We start from the raw sequence: 15654 nt of genomic DNA on the forward strand, positions 1-15654 counted from the left end.
CGCTGTGCGCCGTCGCGGGAACCCCGAGAGACATCCCCATGACGTCGCTGCGCGCCGTCGCGGGGGCCCCGTGATTCGCCTCGGGCCCAGGATGCGTCACAGCCTGCCGCGGCCAAGCCGCGGCAGGGCAACGGCAGGCGACAGGTTGGGGCGGATCGCCATCGGGGCGATGCGGCGCTACCCGTGCAATTCGGCGGCGAGCTGGCGCGCCGCCTCGACCAGCAGCGCCGCCACCGGCCCCGCCGGATCGACATTGAGGCGGCCGACGCGGCCGAAGACGGTCAGCGCCAGGCGCAGCCGCCTGCCATCCGCCTCGAAGACCGGCGCCGAGACGGCGGACAGGCCGCCCTCCCCCTCATTGGCGGTGGTGGCGAAGCCCCGCGCTCGCACCGTCTCCGCCAGCCGGTCCAGCGCGGCCAGGCTGGTCGGCGCGCCGGGCCGCGCCATGGCGCGGTTCTGCGCCACCTCCTGCGCGGCCAGGGGCCGCGTCTGCGTGGCATCGCCGAAGGCGCAGAAGACCAGCCCCGAGGCGGAATAGGTCATCGGGCAGACATGCCCGGGCGGGACATTCGCGGCCAGCTCGTGCCGCGCCTCGACGAGCCGCACATGCGTCGGCCCATGCGTGCCCCAGACCGCCGCCGCCGCCGTCTCCCCGGTGCGCGCGGCCAGCCCCTCCAGCACCCGCTCCGCCCGCTTCAGCGCATCGGACCGCCCGAGCGCGGCGAGGCCGGCACGCAGCATCAGCGGGCCGAGCTCATAGCGCGCGGTGGTCGCGTCCTGCTCGACCAGCCCGGCCCGGCTCAGGCTCACCAGGTAGCGATGCGCCTTGGCCGAGGGCATGGCGGCGGCGCGCGAGAGGTCGGCGAGGCGCATCGGGCCGCCGGCCTCGGTCAGCAGGCGCAGCAGCAGGCCGGCGACCTCGACGGAATTGACGCCGCCGCGCGCATCTGCCCCGGCCTCGGCCCGATGGTTGCGACTCACGACTGCTTGAGAATCCATCGCTTGACTCCCGCCCACCAGATTTTGCTACATCATACATAGCGAATTACATAATGCGTAGCAAGCAGCTGTAGCAAGCAGCGACGGGCGACACGCTGGAGCATGGCGCATCCGGCGCCGGGACCGAGGCGAAGGGCGGCCGAACGAGCCGCCGGGGGGAAGGACAGGCATGGACGGCAGCGCAGCCAGGCAGACGGACTACCAGGCCCTCGTCCTGGATTACGTCCGCTCGCCGGACCAGGATGCGGCGCGTCCCGTCCGGCATCCGGTCATCGTCGTCGGCGCCGGCCCGGTCGGGCTCACCGCGGCGATCGACCTCGCGCAGCAGGGGGTCCCGGTGGTCCTGCTCGACGAGGACGACCGCCTCTCCACCGGCTCCCGCGCCATCTGCTTCGCCAAGCGCACGCTCGAGATCTGGGACCGGCTCGGCTGCGGCGAGCGCATGGTCGAGACCGGCGTGACCTGGAACCTCGGCAAGGTCTTCTTCCGCGACGAGCCGGTCTACAGTTTCAACCTGCTGCCCGAGGCCGGGCATCGCCGCCCCGCCTTCGTCAACCTGCAGCAATACTATGCCGAGGGCTTCCTGCTGGAGCGCGCCCGGGCCCTCCCCCATATCGATCTCCGCTGGAAGAACCGGGTCACCGGCCTGGAGGCGGGGCCGGAGGGCGTCGCGCTCACCATCGAGACGCCCGAGGGCGAGTACCGCCTCGCCTGCGACTGGCTCGTCGCCGCCGATGGCGCCCGCAGCCCGATCCGCAAGGCGATGGGGCTGGAGAGCCGCGGCCAGAGCTTCCGCGACCGCTTCCTCATCGCCGATATCCGCCTGGAGGCCGAGGCCGCCGCCGCCTTTCCGACCGAGCGCTGGTTCTGGTTCGACCCGCCCTTCCACCCGAACCAGTCGGTGCTGCTGCACAAGCAGCCGGACGGCGTCTGGCGCATCGACTTCCAGCTCGGCTGGGAGGCCGACCCGGTGGCCGAGCGGCAGCCCGAGCGGGTGATCCCGCGCATCCAGGCGCTGCTCGGCCGCGAGGCGCGCTTCACCCTCGAATGGGTCAGCATCTACACCTTCGCCTGCCTGCGCATGGAGCGCTTCCGGCATGGCCGCGTGCTCTTCGCCGGCGACGCCGCGCATGGCGTCTCGCCCTTCGGCGCCCGCGGCGCCAATAGCGGCGTCCAGGATGCCGAGAACCTGGCCTGGAAGCTGCGCCTGGTCCTCGCCGGCCAGGCGCCCGAGACGCTGCTCGACAGCTACGATGCCGAGCGCGTCCTCGCCGCCGACGAGAACATCCTGAACTCCACCCGCAGCACCGACTTCATCACCCCGAAGAACGAGGCGAGCCGCGCCTTCCGCGACGCGACGCTGGCCCTGGCGCGGGATTGCGGCTTCGCCCGCAGCCTGGTGAACAGCGGCCGCCTCTCGCTGCCGAGCACCTATCGCGACTCGCCGCTGAACACGCCGGACACGGACACTTTCGCGGGGCCCATGGTCCCTGGCGCGCCGGCCGCCGATGCGCCGGTGCGCCGCGGCGGGGAGGCCGGCTGGTTCCTCGCCCAGCTCGGCGGCGGCTTCACCGGGACTTATTTCAGCGATGGCGGCGCGCTGCCGCCGGCGCTGCTGGATGCGCTGCGGAGCCTCGCCCTCGGCCCGGTGCCGGTGCAGCCCCTCGTGGTCGCGCCGCCCGGCCTGCCGCCCGCGGCGATGCCCGGCCTGACCATCCTCGAGGATAGCGAGGGATTGCTCGCCCGGCGCTACGATGCGCGGCCGGGGAGTTTCTACCTGCTGCGGCCGGACCAGCATGTCGCCGGCCGCTGGCGACATGTCGCGCCGGCGCTGGTGCAGGCGGCCCTCGCCCGCGCCATCGGCCAGGACGGAGGGACAGCGTGCTGAACACCGATCTCAACCTCGCCGCGCCCGACGACGTCTACGAGGCGCTGGTCGCGCTGCACCGCGACCTGACGCCCGAGCAGAGCCGGCTGGTCAACGCCAAGCTGATCCTGCTGCTGGCCAACCATGTCGGCGATGCCGAGGTGCTGCGCCAGGCCATGGCGAAGGCCCGCGCCGGCATCGCCCCGGCCGGGCGCGACGGCACCCGGCCGGTCACCGCCTGAGCCGCCCCGGCCCGAAGAACACAAAGGACAGGACCCATGTCAGGCTTCGCAAGCAGCAACGACCTCGCCGACAAGACCATCTCCTTCGAGGAGCTCGGCCCCGGCCTCTATGGCTGGACCGCCGAGGGCGACCCGAATTCCGGCATCGTGGTCGGCGAGGACAGCGTGCTGGTCGTCGACGCCCAGGCGACGCCGGCCATGGCGCGCGACGTCATCGCCCGCATCCGGCAGGTGACGGACAAGCCGGTGAAGCATGTGGTGCTGAGCCACTACCACGCCGTCCGCGTGCTCGGCGCCTCGGGCTATGAGGGCGCGGAGATCATCGCCTCGGATGTCACGCGCGACCTGATCGTCGAGCGCGGCCAGCAGGACATGGACAGCGAGATCGGCCGCTTCCCGCGCCTCTTCCGCGGCAAGGAAAGCATCCCCGGCCTCACCTGGCCGCATGTGACCTTCCAGAAGAAGATGACGCTGTGGATGGGCAGGCGCGAGGTGCAGATCATCCATATCGGCCGCAGCCACACCGCCGGCGACACGGTGGTCTGGCTGCCGAAGGAGAAGGTCTGCTTCGCCGGCGACACAGTGGAGTTCGGCGCCACGCCCTATTGCGGCGACGCGCATTTCGCCGACTGGCCGGGCACGCTGGCGGCGATCCGCGCCCTCGGCCCGGAAAAGCTGGTCCCCGGCCGCGGCCGCAGCCTGCTGACCAGGGCGGAGGTGGAGGAGGGCCTGCAGGGCACCGCCGCCTTCACCGCCGATCTCTTCGGCATCGCCAAGGCGGGCGTCGCCAAGGGCGCGACGCTGAAGCAGGTCTATGACGAGGCGATGGCGGCGATGCGCCCGAAATACGGGCATTGGGTGATCTTCGAGCACTGCATGCCCTTCGACGTCTCCCGCGCCTATGACGAGGCCAAGGGCATCGACCATCCGCGCATCTGGACCGCCGAGCGCGATGTCGAGATGTGGCGGGCGCTGGAGCACGGCACCGAGATGAAGTCGGCCGAGCTGCAATCCTGAGATTCGAGGAGCCACAGCCATGAACGTCGTGCAGCAGTTCACCCCGGCCCAGACCCGGACCGCGGAACCGAACTACCTCTCCGGCTTCGGCAACCAGTTCGAGACGGAGGCGCTGCCGGGCGCCCTGCCGGTCGGCCGCAACTCGCCGCAGCGCTGCGCCTACGGGCTCTATGCCGAGCAGCTCAGCGGCTCGCCCTTCACCGCGCCGCGGGCGAGCAACGAGCGGAGCTGGCTCTACCGCATCCGCCCCACGGTTGCGAATATCGGCCGCTTCCGCAAGGCCGAGGCGCGGCTCTGGCGCAGCGCCCCCTGCCAGGAGGTCGAGCTGCCGCCGGCGCCGATGCGCTGGAGCCCGGTGCCGATCCCGGCCGAGGGGCTCTCCTTCGTCGAGGGGGTGCGCACCCTGACCACCGCCGGCGACGCCGCCAGCCAGGCCGGCATGGCCGCCTCGCTCTACTTCGTCACCCGCTCGATGCAGGACGAGTATTTCTACAACGCCGATGCCGAGATGCTGCTGGTGCCGCAGCAGGGCGGGCTGCATCTGGCGACCGAGTTCGGCCGCATCGACATCGCCCCCGGCGAGATCGCGGTGATCCCGCGCGGCGTCAAGCTGCGGGTCGCGCTGACGGACGGCCCGGCGCGCGGCTATCTCTGCGAGAATTACGGCGGCGCCTTCACCTTGCCGGAACGCGGCCCGATCGGCGCCAACTGCCTCGCCAACCCGCGCGACTTCCTCACCCCCGTCGCCGCCTATGAGGACCGCGAGGCGCCGAGCCGCCTGACGGTGAAATGGGGCGGCGCGCTGTGGGAGACCGAGATCGCCCATTCGCCGCTCGACGTCGTCGCCTGGCACGGCAACTACGCGCCCTACAAATACGACCTGCGGCGCTACTCGCCGGTCGGCCCGATCCTCTTCGACCATGCCGATCCGAGCATCTTCACCGTGCTGACCGCGCCCTCCGAGACGCCCGGCACGGCGAACATCGACTTCGTCATCTTCCCCGACCGCTGGATGGTGGCCGAGAACACCTTCCGCCCACCCTGGTACCATATGAACATCATGAGCGAGTTCATGGGCCTGATCTACGGCGTCTACGACGCCAAGCCGGGCGGCGGCTTCGAGCCTGGCGGCGTCTCGCTGCACAACACCATGCTGCCGCACGGCCCCGACGCCGCCGCCTTCGAGGGGGCGAGCCAGGCCGAGCTCAGGCCGCACAAGCAGGAGGGCACCATGGCCTTCATGTTCGAGACCCGCTTCCTGCAGCGCGTCACCGCCTGGGGCGCCGGGCTGCCCGAGCTGCAGCAGGATTACGGCGAGTACGGCCGCCCCCTGCGGCGGCATTTCGACCCGAGCCGGCGCGAGTGGTGAGCCAGGCCATGAGCAGGATCGACGAGACCCACGACCCGAAGCGCCGGAGCTGGGTGGCCTCGGCCAACGGCCATCCGGACTTCCCCATCCAGAACCTGCCGCTCGGCGTCTTCTCGCCGCCGGGCGGGGCGCCGCGCGCCGGGGCGGCGATCGGCGACCGCATCCTCGACCTGCTGGCGCTGCTCGCCGCCGGGCTGCTGGGCGGCGAGGCGGCGCGCGCCGTCGAGGCGACGGCGGATGGCACGCTGAACGGCCTGCTCGCCCTCGGCGCCGGCCCGCGCCGGGCGCTGCGGACGCAGCTCTCGGCGCTGCTCGCCGAGGGCAGCGCGGCGCGGGGGCGCGCCGAGCCCTGCCTGCACGCCGCCGCGGACTGCGCCCTGCACCTGCCGGCCCGCATCGGCGACTACACCGACTTCTATGTCGGCATCCACCACGCGACCAATGTCGGCCGGGTGTTCCGCCCCGACAACCCGCTGCTGCCGAACTACAAACATGTGCCCATCGGCTATCACGGCCGCGCCTCCTCGGTCGTGCCCTCGGGCACGCCGGTCCGCCGGCCGAACGGCCAGCGCAAGCTGCCCAGCGAAGCCGGGCCGAGCTTCGGCCCCAGCCGCAACCTCGATTACGAGCTCGAGCTCGGCATCTGGATCGGCCCGGGCAACGCGCTCGGCGAGCCGATCCCGGTCGGCGCCGCGGCGGAGCACGTCGCCGGCTTCTGCCTGCTGAACGACTGGTCGGCGCGCGACATCCAGGCCTGGGAGTACCAGCCGCTCGGGCCCTTCCTGGCGAAGAGCTTCGCCAGCACCATCAGCCCCTGGGTCATCACGCCCGAGGCGCTGGCGCCCTTCCGCACGGCGCAGCCGCCGCGGCCCGCGGGCGACCCGGCCCCCCTGCCCTATCTCTGGGACGCGGCCGACCAGGGCGAGGGCGCGCTCGACCTCGAGCTCGAGGTGCTGCTGGCGACGCCAGGGCTGCGCGAGCAGGGCCTGCCGCCGCACCGCCTGGCGCTGAGCAGCGCGCGGCACATGTACTGGACCGTCGCGCAGATGGTCGCGCATCACAGCAGCAACGGCTGCAACCTGCGGCCCGGCGACCTGCTCGGCTCGGGCACCATCTCGGCCCCCGACCCGGAGGGCTGCGGCAGCCTGCTCGAGACCACCCGCGGCTGGACCGAGCCGCTGCGCCTCGCCTCGGGCGAGGAGCGGCGCGCGCTCGAGGATGGCGACGAGGTCGTGCTGCTGGCGCGGGCCCGCCGCGCGGGCTTCGCCGGCATCGGCTTCGGCGCCTGCCGCGGCACGGTGCTGCCGGCCCGCGGCGGCTGAGGCGGCCCCTTCCGGAGGATACGACCGTGAGCAGCATTCCACTCCCGCGCCGCGCGGCGCTCGCCGCCGGCCTCGCCGCCGCCTGGCCCGGCGGCGCCCGCGCCGAGGCCTATCCCGACCGCCCGATCAAATGGATCGTCGCCTATGCCGCGGGGGGCGGCACCGACACGCTGGCGCGCCTCCTCGGTGGCACGATGGCGACGACGCTCGGCCAGCCCCTGGTCATCGACAACCGGCCGGGCGCCGCCACCAATATCGGCGCCGAGGCCACCGCCAAATCGGCGCCGGATGGCTACACGGTGTTCTCGGCCGACAACGGCACGCTGGTCTTCAACCCGGCGCTGTTCCGCACGCTGCCCTACGATCCGCGCCGGGACTTCCGGCCGATCGGGCTGATGGCGCGCTTCCCGCTGGTGTTGACGGCCAAGCAGGGCTCGGAGTTCGGCGACGCCCGGGCGCTCGTCGCCGCGGCGCAGGCGAAGCCGGGCGGGATCGACTGCGGCTCGGCCGGCGTCGGCTCGCCGCACCACCTGACGCTGGAGCGGCTCGGCAAGGAGGCCGGCCTGCGCCTCAACCACGTGCCCTATCGCGGCGCCGCGCCGGCGCTGAACGACCTCCTGGCCGGCACTCTCGAGACGATGATCCTCGACCTGCCCTCCGGCGCCGAGTATCTGCGCTCCGGCCGGCTGAAGCCGCTCGCCCTCTGCTCGGCGACGCGGCATCCCGACCTGCCGGCGGTGCCGACGGTGCAGGAGGCGCTCGGCCTGCCGGGCTTCGAGGCCTATGCCTGGCAGGGGATGGTGGTGCCGGCGAGGACGCCCGACGCGGTCGCCGCGCGGCTCACCGCGGCCCTGGCGGCGGCGCTGCAGGACCGGGCGGTGACCGACCGGATGCGCGGCATCGGCCTCGAGCCGCTGCCTGGCGGCCCGGCGGAATTCCAGGCCCTGGAAGCGGCCGAGCGCGCGGTCTGGGTGCCGCTCATCAAGGAGCGCGGGATCACGCTCGACTGACGGCGGCCACGCGGCCTCGGCTGCAGATCGCCCTTGATCACCCTTCGGACCTGGCTCGAAACTGGACCGGTTCGGAGGGAGGTCCCGCTTGTCGGACGCGCCGGGAGATCGCAGCTATCCGCCACGACGTCCCGCCGCGCTGCGCCGGCACGAGCGATGCCCCGAGTGCCGGAACGACCGCTGGAAGGCCATCAACATCACCGGCCAGCCCCACTGGCTCTGCGTGGAATGCGGCCATATGGAGCCCAACGCCCCGGGGCCGGACCGGTGAGGATCAGCCGGGCCCGGTGCCAGGCCCGATGAGCATGGTCAGCGTCAGGTCCGGCCGCCCGGCGGGCTCGAAGGTGACCTGCTCGTAGTGCAGCAGGCCCTGCTCCGGATGGCGGAAGCTGCGCATCCCGCCCTCCCGCCCGAGCACGCCATAGGCATCCCAGAAGCGCGCGAAATCGCCGCTGCGCCGGCGCAGCTCGCCGACCAGGGCGCGCAGCGCCGGATCGTCGAGATGCGGGCCGCAGGCGGCGTGGAATTCAGCGGCGACGCGGCGCGCGCGCCCCTCCCAGTCCACGATCAGCCCGCGGGCGCCCGGCGCGAGGAAGAGGAAGCGCAGCAGGTTGCGGTCGGCCGCGCCGTCGAGCCAGCCGGTGAAGAGCCGCGCCGCCGCCGCGTTCCAGGCCCGCGCCGTCCAGCGGCGGTCGAGCAGATAGGCCGGGCAGGCGATCGCCGCGACCGCGGCCAGCACCGCCTCCGGCACCGCCGCATCCTCCGCCGCCCCGGCCTCCGGGTCGCGCCGCCCGGCCAGCTCGAACAGATAGGCCCGCCCGGCGCGGTCCAGCCGCAGGGCGCCGGCCAGGCGGTCGAGCGCCGCCGCCGAGACCGAGACGTCGCGCCGCCCCTGCTCGATCCAGGTGTACCAGGTGACGCTGAGCCCGCCGAGCTGCGCCACCTCCTCGCGCCGCAGCCCCGGGGTGCGCCGCCGCGCCCCGCCGCCATGCAGCCCGGCCGCCGCCGGGCTCAGCGCCTCGCGCCGCGCCCGCAGGAAGCCGCCCAGCTCGCGCCGGCGATCCGCCTCGCTCATCCCCGTCATGGTGGCATTCATACCAGTATAACTGCCCGCCTCACGCCAGTGTCCCGGCGGCGCTATCCCTCGATGCGATGCGTGGCGGGCGCGCCCGCGGCATCGGGTGCAATCCGCCGGAGGAGGCGAGGATGACAGCCACGGACAGGTCGCTGGAGGCGCTGGTCGACGGGCAATTCGGGGCCCAGGCGGCGATTTATCTGACGAGCAAGGTGCATGCGCAGGGCGCCGACCTCGACGCGCTCGCCGGGCTGCTGCGCGGCCGGGGCGAGGCGCGCGTGCTCGATCTCGGCTGCGGCGCCGGCCATGTCGGCTTCGCGGTCGCCCCCGAGGTGCGCGAGGTGGTGGCCTGCGACCTCTCGGCCGGGATGCTGGAGACGGTGGCCCGCGCCGCGGCCGAGCGGGGGCTGCGCAACCTGCGCACGCAGCAGGCCGTGGCGGCGGCGCTGCCCTTCGAGGATGCCGCCTTCGACGCGGTGCTGAGCCGCTACAGCGCGCATCACTGGCCCGATCTCGGCGCCGGGCTGCGCGAGGCGGCGCGGGTGCTGCGGCCGGGCGGGCTGTTCGCCGTGGTGGATGCGGTCTCGCCGGGCACGCCGCTCTGCGACACGCATCTGCAAGCGGTCGAGCTGCTGCGCGACCCCTCGCATGTGCGGGACCGCAGCCGGGCGGAGTGGGAGGCGGCGCTGGCCGCGGCCGGCCTCGCCGTCGAGGCGACGCAGGCCTTCCGGGTGCGGATGGAGTTCGAGGTCTGGGTGGCGCGGATGCGCACGCCGCCGGTGCAGGTCGAGGCGATCCGGGCGCTGCAGGCAGTGGCGCCCGCCGAGGTGCGGCGGCATTTCGCCATCGGCCCGGACGGGTCCTTCGATCTGGAGGTGGCGCTGTTCCGGGCGACGCGGCCGGGAGAGTGAGGAGCCCCTGCGGCGCGTTGCCGTACTGACAGAGGTTTGAGACGGCGAAGAATGCCGTCTCAGAACGATCCTGCTAGCGTTCCTGCCCTGGATTTCAGGAAGGGCAGCATTCGTGTCACACGAACAGGATCTGCGCGATGCCAGCGGTCGGGTCTGGGCCGCCACCCTGCCCGACCAGATCAACTTCCTCGGCAACACCTCCTTTTATCATGGCACCTCGATCCATGGCGGCATCGCGCCGATGACGATCGACGTGCATTTCAACCTCGACGCCCTGTTCGGCGACGCGAACGGCAAGCTGACGATCACGATCAAGGATCCGCTGGGCGGGACGCTGCTCGATCTCGGCGGCCCTTTCGTCATCGCCTTCCACAACGATCTCGGCGTGCCGATCAACGGCGCCAACGGCACGCCATCGCTCGTCGTCTATGAGCACGCGAACAGCGATGTCTTCGGCAACACCGGCACGATCCCGTACTATGCCTATATCAGCGACATCCAGGCAGGCGACTTCCCTGGCCTCGGCGTCAATGCCAACACGCGCGCCACCGGCTTCGCCGATCCCGTCTCGGCGCCCAACCTGCCGGGCGTCGGCACGGCCTACAACTACATCGAGCTGATCGGCGCCATTCCCGCAGGCGCCGACGCCCTGTGGGGCACCATCGGCAACCCGTATTCGGGCACGCCCCAGCCAACGAACACCTTCTGGCTCGGCCAGCACGACCGCGTCTCCGACGACAGCTTCACCCTCACCTTCCAACTCGGCCCCAACGCCATCGACGCCGCCTCCATGGCGCTGCTCAAGGCGCAATGGGACGTGCTGCACCCCCCGCCCATCAAGGTCAGCGCCGGCAACGCCCAGGCAACCGAGGGCGGCGACCTCGCCTTCGCGGTGACGCTCGACCGCGCCGGCACCGCGCCGGTCACCGTGCATTACGAGGCGGTCAACGGCACCGCCAAGGCCGGCGAGGATTTCCTGCCCGCTGCCGGCGACCTCACCTTCGCCGCCGGCGAAACCAGCAAGACCGTCATCGTCCACACCCAGACCGACGGCCTGACCGAGGGCAACGAGACCTTGACCCTCGCCCTCACCACGCCGGCCGGCGCGCAGGTGGGGGCGAACGGCACCGGCACCATCCTCGACGCGCCGCCGCCGCCGAAGCCCGCGCATCCGCTGACGCACGACTTCAACGGCGACGGCAAGGCGGACATCCTGCTCGCCGGCGCCGATGGCAGCCATGCCGTCTGGACGCAGAGCGGCGGCACGGTGCTGACCAACGGCCTGCTCGCCAATACCGGCGATTTCTGGTCCCTCGCCGGCGTCAACGACATCGACGGCGACGGCAAGGCCGACCTGCTGTTCCGCGGCGCCGATGGGCAGGTCCTGTCCTGGACGATGAATGGCGGCCAGCTCATCGCGCAGACCCTGCTCGGCAACCCGACGAATTACTGGCGCATCGCCGGGACCGGCGATTTCAACGGCGACGGCAAGGCCGACATCCTCTGGCAGGGCGCCAATGGCGAGGTCGATACCTGGGACGTCGCCCATGGCCAGGCCAATTTCCTCGGCGCCCCGGGCGCCTTCTGGAGCATTGCCGGGACCGGGGATTTCAGCGGCGACGGCAAGACCGACATCCTCTGGCGCGGCCAGGACGGCACCATCGCCTATTGGACGATGGATGGCGGCCGCCCGAGCAGCGCCAGCATCATCTCCAACCCCGGCACCTACTGGCATGTCGCCGGCACCGGCTATTTCAACGACGACGCCTATGCCGACCTCCTCTGGCAGGGCCAGCATGGCGAGACGAGCATCTGGACCCTCGGCGCCGGGGGCCGGGTGACGGGCGGCAGCCTGATCCCCTCGCCGGGCGCCTATTGGTCGCTCGCGGGCGCCGAGGATTTCAGCGGCGACGGCCAGACCGACCTGCTCTGGCGGGGCCAGGGCGGCGAGCTCGCGGCCTGGATGCTGCACGACGGCCAGGTGACCGGCATGCCGCTCCTCGGCTTCCCAACCACCTTCTGGTCGCCCGTCGGCTGAGGCCGGAAGCGCGTCCTAGGGCGCCGTCTCGGACAGCAGCTGCTTGATCCGGGCCGCCAGGGCCTCCATGGCGAAGGGCTTGGTCATGACATGCATGCCGGCGCCGAGCTGCCCGTTCGCGATCAGGGCGTTCTCGGCATAGCCGGTGATGAACAGGACCGGCAGCCCGGGGCGCAGGAGGCGCGCCGCATCCGCCATCTGCCGCCCGTTCATCCCGCCCGGCAGCCCGACATCGGTGACCAGCAAATCGATCCTGGCGCCGGAGCGCATGAGCTCGAGGCCCGCGGCGCCGTCGGCGGCCTCGATGGCGGCGTAGCCGAGCTCGGTCAGCACCTCCATGATCAGCATGCGGACCGTCGGCTCGTCATCCACCACGAGGACCGTCTGGCCCGCCTCCGCCCGCGGCGCGGCGGCCACCGGCGGGGCGGCGTCGAGCGCATCGGCCCGGCCGGCATGGCGCGGCAGGTAGAGCCGCATGGTCGTGCCCTCGCCGACCTCGGAATAGATGCGCACCTGCCCGCCCGACTGCTTGGCGAAGCCGTAGATCATCGACAGGCCGAGCCCGGTGCCCTGCCCCAGCGGCTTGGTGGTGAAGAAGGGGTCGAAGGCGCGCGCGATGACATCCGGCGTCATGCCCGATCCCGTGTCGGTCACGCTGATGGCGATATACTGCCCCGGCTCCATGTCGCGCTCCCGCGCGGTGCGGGCATCCATCCAGGTGTTCGCCGTCTCGATGGTCAGGCGCCCGCCATCCGGCATGGCGTCGCGGGCGTTGATGCTGAGGTTGAGCAGGGCATTCTCGAGCTGGTTCGGATCGACCAGGGTCGGCCACAGCCCGGCCGTCCCGACCACCTGCAGCTCGATCGCCGGGCCGATGGTGCGGCGGATCAGCTCCTCCATGCCCGAGACCAGCCGGTTCACATCGGTCGGCTTGGGGTCGAGCGTCTGGCGGCGCGAGAAGGCGAGCAGCCGGTGGGTAAGCGCCGCGGCGCGCCGGGCAGCGCCCTGGGCCGCGATCATGTAGCGCTCCACCTCCTGGAAGCGGCCCTGCGCCAGGCGCGAGCTCAGCAGGCCGAGGCTGCCGATGATGCCGGTCAGCAGGTTGTTGAAGTCGTGCGCCAGCCCGCCGGTGAGCTGGCCGACCGCCTCCATCTTCTGCGCCTGGCGGAGCTGCTCCTCGGTGCGCAGCAGCTCGGCCGTGCGCTCGGCGATGCGCTGCTCCAGCGTCTCGTTGAGGATGCGCAGCTCGGCCGACACCCGGTCGCGCTCCGCCTCCACCGCGCGCCGCGATTCCATGTCGATCAGCACGCCGGGAAAGCTCGACGGCGTGCCGTCCGGCGCGTGCTCGACGCGGCCATTCGCCTCGATCCAGTAGTATTTCCCGTCGGCGCGCCGCACCCGGTACTGGTGCGCATAGGCGCCGCCCCGGGCGATCGCCTCGCCGATGGCGGCGGCCAGCCCCGGCTTGTCGTCGGGATGGACCGTGGCGACCACCTGCTCGAGGCTGAGGCCGACATGGCCGAGCGCGGGATCGAGGCCGAAGGTGCGGGCGAAGGCCGCGTCCACCGTGAAGCGGTCGGTCGGCAGGTCCCAGAACCAGGTGCCGAGGATGGCGCCCGCGGCGAGGGCAAGCTGCACGCGCTGGACGTTCTCCCGCGCCACCGCCTCGCTCTCGCGCAGCGCCGCCTCCGCCCGCTTGCGCGCCGTCACGTCGCGGAACAGCACCGAGACCTGCTTCCGGCTCGCCGGCTCGACCCGGGTCGCCGACACCTCGATATGGCGCCCCGCGGCGAGGAATTCGCGCTCGAAGCGGATCGGCTGGCCGGTGCGCAGCACGCCGCCATAGAGCTCGACCCAGCCATCCGCCTCGTCCGGGGCGAGGGTGCGGAGCGTCATGCCGACGATGTTCGGGATGCCGGTGTGCCGCTCGTAGCCGGCATTGGCCTCGACATGGACGTAGTCGCTCAGGGGGCCATGCGGGCCGTCGAAGAACTCGATGATGCAGAAGCCGTCATCGATGGCGTTGAACAGGGCGCGGTAGCGCTCCTCGCTGCGCGCCAGGGCGTCCCTCGCCAGCCGCTGCTCGGTGATGTCGCGCACCACGCCGACGAGGCGCACCGGCCGCCCCGCCGCGTCGCGCTCGACCTCCGCCTGCCGCGACAGCCAGCGCAGCGCGCCGGTATCGGGGCGGCGGATGCGGTACTCCACATCGGGCGAAACCTCGCCGCTGCGGCGCTTCGCCGCGCTGGAGACCAGGGCGGCGTGCTCCGGCAGCACCAGGGCCTCGATCTCCGCCGCCGGCAGGCGGTCGCGCACCGGCACCCCGTAGAGGCGGCAGAATTCCGGGGTCACCTTCAGCACGCTGTCGTCGGCATCGATGGAGAACACCCCGACGCCGCCGGAGAGCTGGGCCCGCTGCAGGTCCAGCTCCACCTCGCGCAGCGCCTTGTCCGCCAGGCGCTGCGCGGTGCGGTCGCGCAGGATCGCAAGATAGCCGATGAGCGCCCCGCGCCCGTCCCGCAGCGGCGTCGTCTCGCTCGCCACCCGGAGGCGCGTGCCGTCCCGCCGGAGGTGCCAGCGCTCGCCGGCGGCCCGGCCCTCCCCGGCCGCCTGCCGCATCGTGGCCGCCGGGAGGCCCGCGGCGCGGTCCTCGGGCGTGAAGATGGCGGCCATGGGCTGGCCGAGCATCTCGACCTCCGTCCAGCCGAGGATGGTCGTCGCGCCGCTGTTCCAGCCGGTGATGCGGCCCTCCGGATCGGTGCCGATGATGGCGATGTCGGTGGCGCTCTCGAGGATCTGCCGCCGGAACGCATCGGCGCGGTCGCAGGCGGCCTGGAGGGAGGTCCGGTCCGCCAGCGCCTGGCGGAGGGCGATCTGGCTGCTGGCCTGGGCCGCCAGGGCCTGCAGGGCGAAATGCTGGCGTTCGGTCAGGCCGCCCTCGCGTGGCTTGGTGTCGATGACGCAGAGCGCGCCGATGGGCATCCCCTCGGCGAGGAGCGGCATGCCGGCATAGAAGCGGATGCCCGGCGCCCCGGTCACCAGGGGATTGCCGGCGAAGCGCGGGTCCCGGGTGGCGTCCGGCACCACGAGCCCGTCCGGCGCCAGCATGGCGATCGGGCAGAAGGCGATGTCGCGCGGCATGTCGCGCGTCCCGAGGCCCAGCTCAGCCTTGCCCCATTGCCGGTCCGCCGCGACGAGATGGATGGCGGCCATCGGCGCGCCGAGGAGATCGGCGGCGAGCCGGGCCAGGTCGTCGAAGGCAGGCTCGGGCGGCGTATCCAGGAGGCCGGTCCGCTGGAGGGCGGCCAGGCGATCCTGCTCCGTCCAGGGCGGCCAGCCATCCGGTGCGTTCATGCCAACTCAGGCCTCGCGCCGCGACCGGGCCGAAAGCGGGCGCGCAGCCATCCGCACCACGGCGCAACGGCGCGACCCGGATAGCGGCGGACGAGGCGGGCGATCACCGGAAGGCATGGCGGCCGCCCTAACATGGCATACTCCGGGAAGGAAGCCAGGCCCGGCGCCCGGGCGACGCCGCGGTCGGGGTCGGGAGGCGACAGGGCAGGATCGGTTTTTGTTTCTTATCAAGAATAACAAATGGAGCCGTGGCCGCAAGGGCAACCCTCCGGCGCCCGCGGGACCGGAGCGCGCCGGGCAGCGACATGCGGAACGCCGATATGTCGGCCGTCCCCGGCACGCCCTGCCTGGGCCATCCGCCTCCAGCGCGTGATCTTTGGCGCATGCTCTTTGGTGGCGGACTCTTTGGTGGCGGACTCACCGAAGGGCGCGACGCACGCGATCAGGGGA

11 protein-coding genes are annotated in these 15654 nt (G+C 72.5%); 8 read left to right on the forward strand and 3 right to left on the reverse strand.

The window, feature by feature from the left end; all coding sequences use genetic code 11:
* Positions 1-177 precede the first annotated feature (177 nt).
* Positions 178-981, reverse strand: a complete 804-nt coding sequence (locus tag DOO78_RS19350; RefSeq protein WP_165838984.1) for an IclR family transcriptional regulator — start codon at positions 979-981, stop codon at positions 178-180.
* A gap of 187 nt (positions 982-1168) precedes the next feature.
* Between DOO78_RS19350 and DOO78_RS19355 the strand changes: the two genes are divergently transcribed.
* The 6 genes from DOO78_RS19355 to DOO78_RS19380 are packed head-to-tail and all read left to right on the forward strand — an operon-like array spanning position 1169 to position 7826.
* On the forward strand, positions 1169-2887 hold the full coding sequence (locus tag DOO78_RS19355; protein WP_111471515.1) for an FAD-dependent oxidoreductase: 1719 nt from the start codon (positions 1169-1171) through the stop codon (positions 2885-2887).
* A complete protein-coding gene (locus tag DOO78_RS19360) occupies positions 2881-3108 on the forward strand; it encodes a DUF2783 domain-containing protein (RefSeq protein WP_111471516.1) in 228 nt (75 codons plus the stop codon). The genes DOO78_RS19355 and DOO78_RS19360 overlap by 7 nt, the downstream gene beginning before the upstream one ends.
* Positions 3109-3144: 36 nt before the next feature.
* On the forward strand, positions 3145-4125 hold the full coding sequence (locus DOO78_RS19365) for an MBL fold metallo-hydrolase (RefSeq protein WP_111471517.1): 981 nt from the start codon (positions 3145-3147) through the stop codon (positions 4123-4125).
* 19 nt (positions 4126-4144) lie between these two features.
* Entirely contained in the window at positions 4145-5494 is a 1350-nt protein-coding gene (gene hmgA / locus DOO78_RS19370; protein ID WP_111471518.1) for a homogentisate 1,2-dioxygenase, read from the forward strand.
* Positions 5495-5502: 8 nt separating this feature from the next.
* Complete coding sequence (gene fahA / locus DOO78_RS19375) at positions 5503-6816, forward strand: fumarylacetoacetase (protein ID WP_111471519.1); 1314 nt, start codon at positions 5503-5505, stop codon at positions 6814-6816.
* Positions 6817-6842: 26 nt separating this feature from the next.
* Positions 6843-7826: a Bug family tripartite tricarboxylate transporter substrate binding protein gene (locus tag DOO78_RS19380; protein WP_111471520.1), complete on the forward strand. Its 984-nt coding sequence runs from the start codon at positions 6843-6845 to the stop codon at positions 7824-7826.
* A 274-nt stretch (positions 7827-8100) separates the two neighbouring features.
* Here the strand turns inward: DOO78_RS19380 and DOO78_RS19385 are convergent, their stop codons facing one another.
* Positions 8101-8910: a helix-turn-helix domain-containing protein gene (locus tag DOO78_RS19385; RefSeq protein ID WP_243634617.1), complete on the reverse strand. Its 810-nt coding sequence runs from the start codon at positions 8908-8910 to the stop codon at positions 8101-8103.
* Between the two features lie 122 nt (positions 8911-9032).
* Between DOO78_RS19385 and DOO78_RS19390 the strand changes: the two genes are divergently transcribed.
* Together DOO78_RS19390 and DOO78_RS19395 are read left to right on the forward strand one after the other, a co-directional pair.
* Complete coding sequence (locus tag DOO78_RS19390; protein ID WP_111471522.1) at positions 9033-9812, forward strand: class I SAM-dependent methyltransferase; 780 nt, start codon at positions 9033-9035, stop codon at positions 9810-9812.
* 112 nt (positions 9813-9924) lie between these two features.
* Positions 9925-11850 (forward strand): FG-GAP-like repeat-containing protein, encoded by a 1926-nt coding sequence (locus tag DOO78_RS19395; RefSeq protein WP_111471523.1) that lies wholly within the window; start codon positions 9925-9927, stop codon positions 11848-11850.
* Between the two features lie 15 nt (positions 11851-11865).
* On the opposite strand, the gene DOO78_RS19400 is transcribed toward DOO78_RS19395, so the two are convergent.
* A complete protein-coding gene (locus tag DOO78_RS19400) occupies positions 11866-15204 on the reverse strand; it encodes a PAS domain S-box protein (protein ID WP_111471524.1) in 3339 nt (1112 codons plus the stop codon).
* Between the last annotated feature and the right edge of the window lie 450 nt (positions 15205-15654).

Source organism: Roseicella frigidaeris, from assembly GCF_003258945.1.
Classification (GTDB): Bacteria; Pseudomonadota; Alphaproteobacteria; order Acetobacterales; family Acetobacteraceae; genus Paracraurococcus; species Paracraurococcus frigidaeris.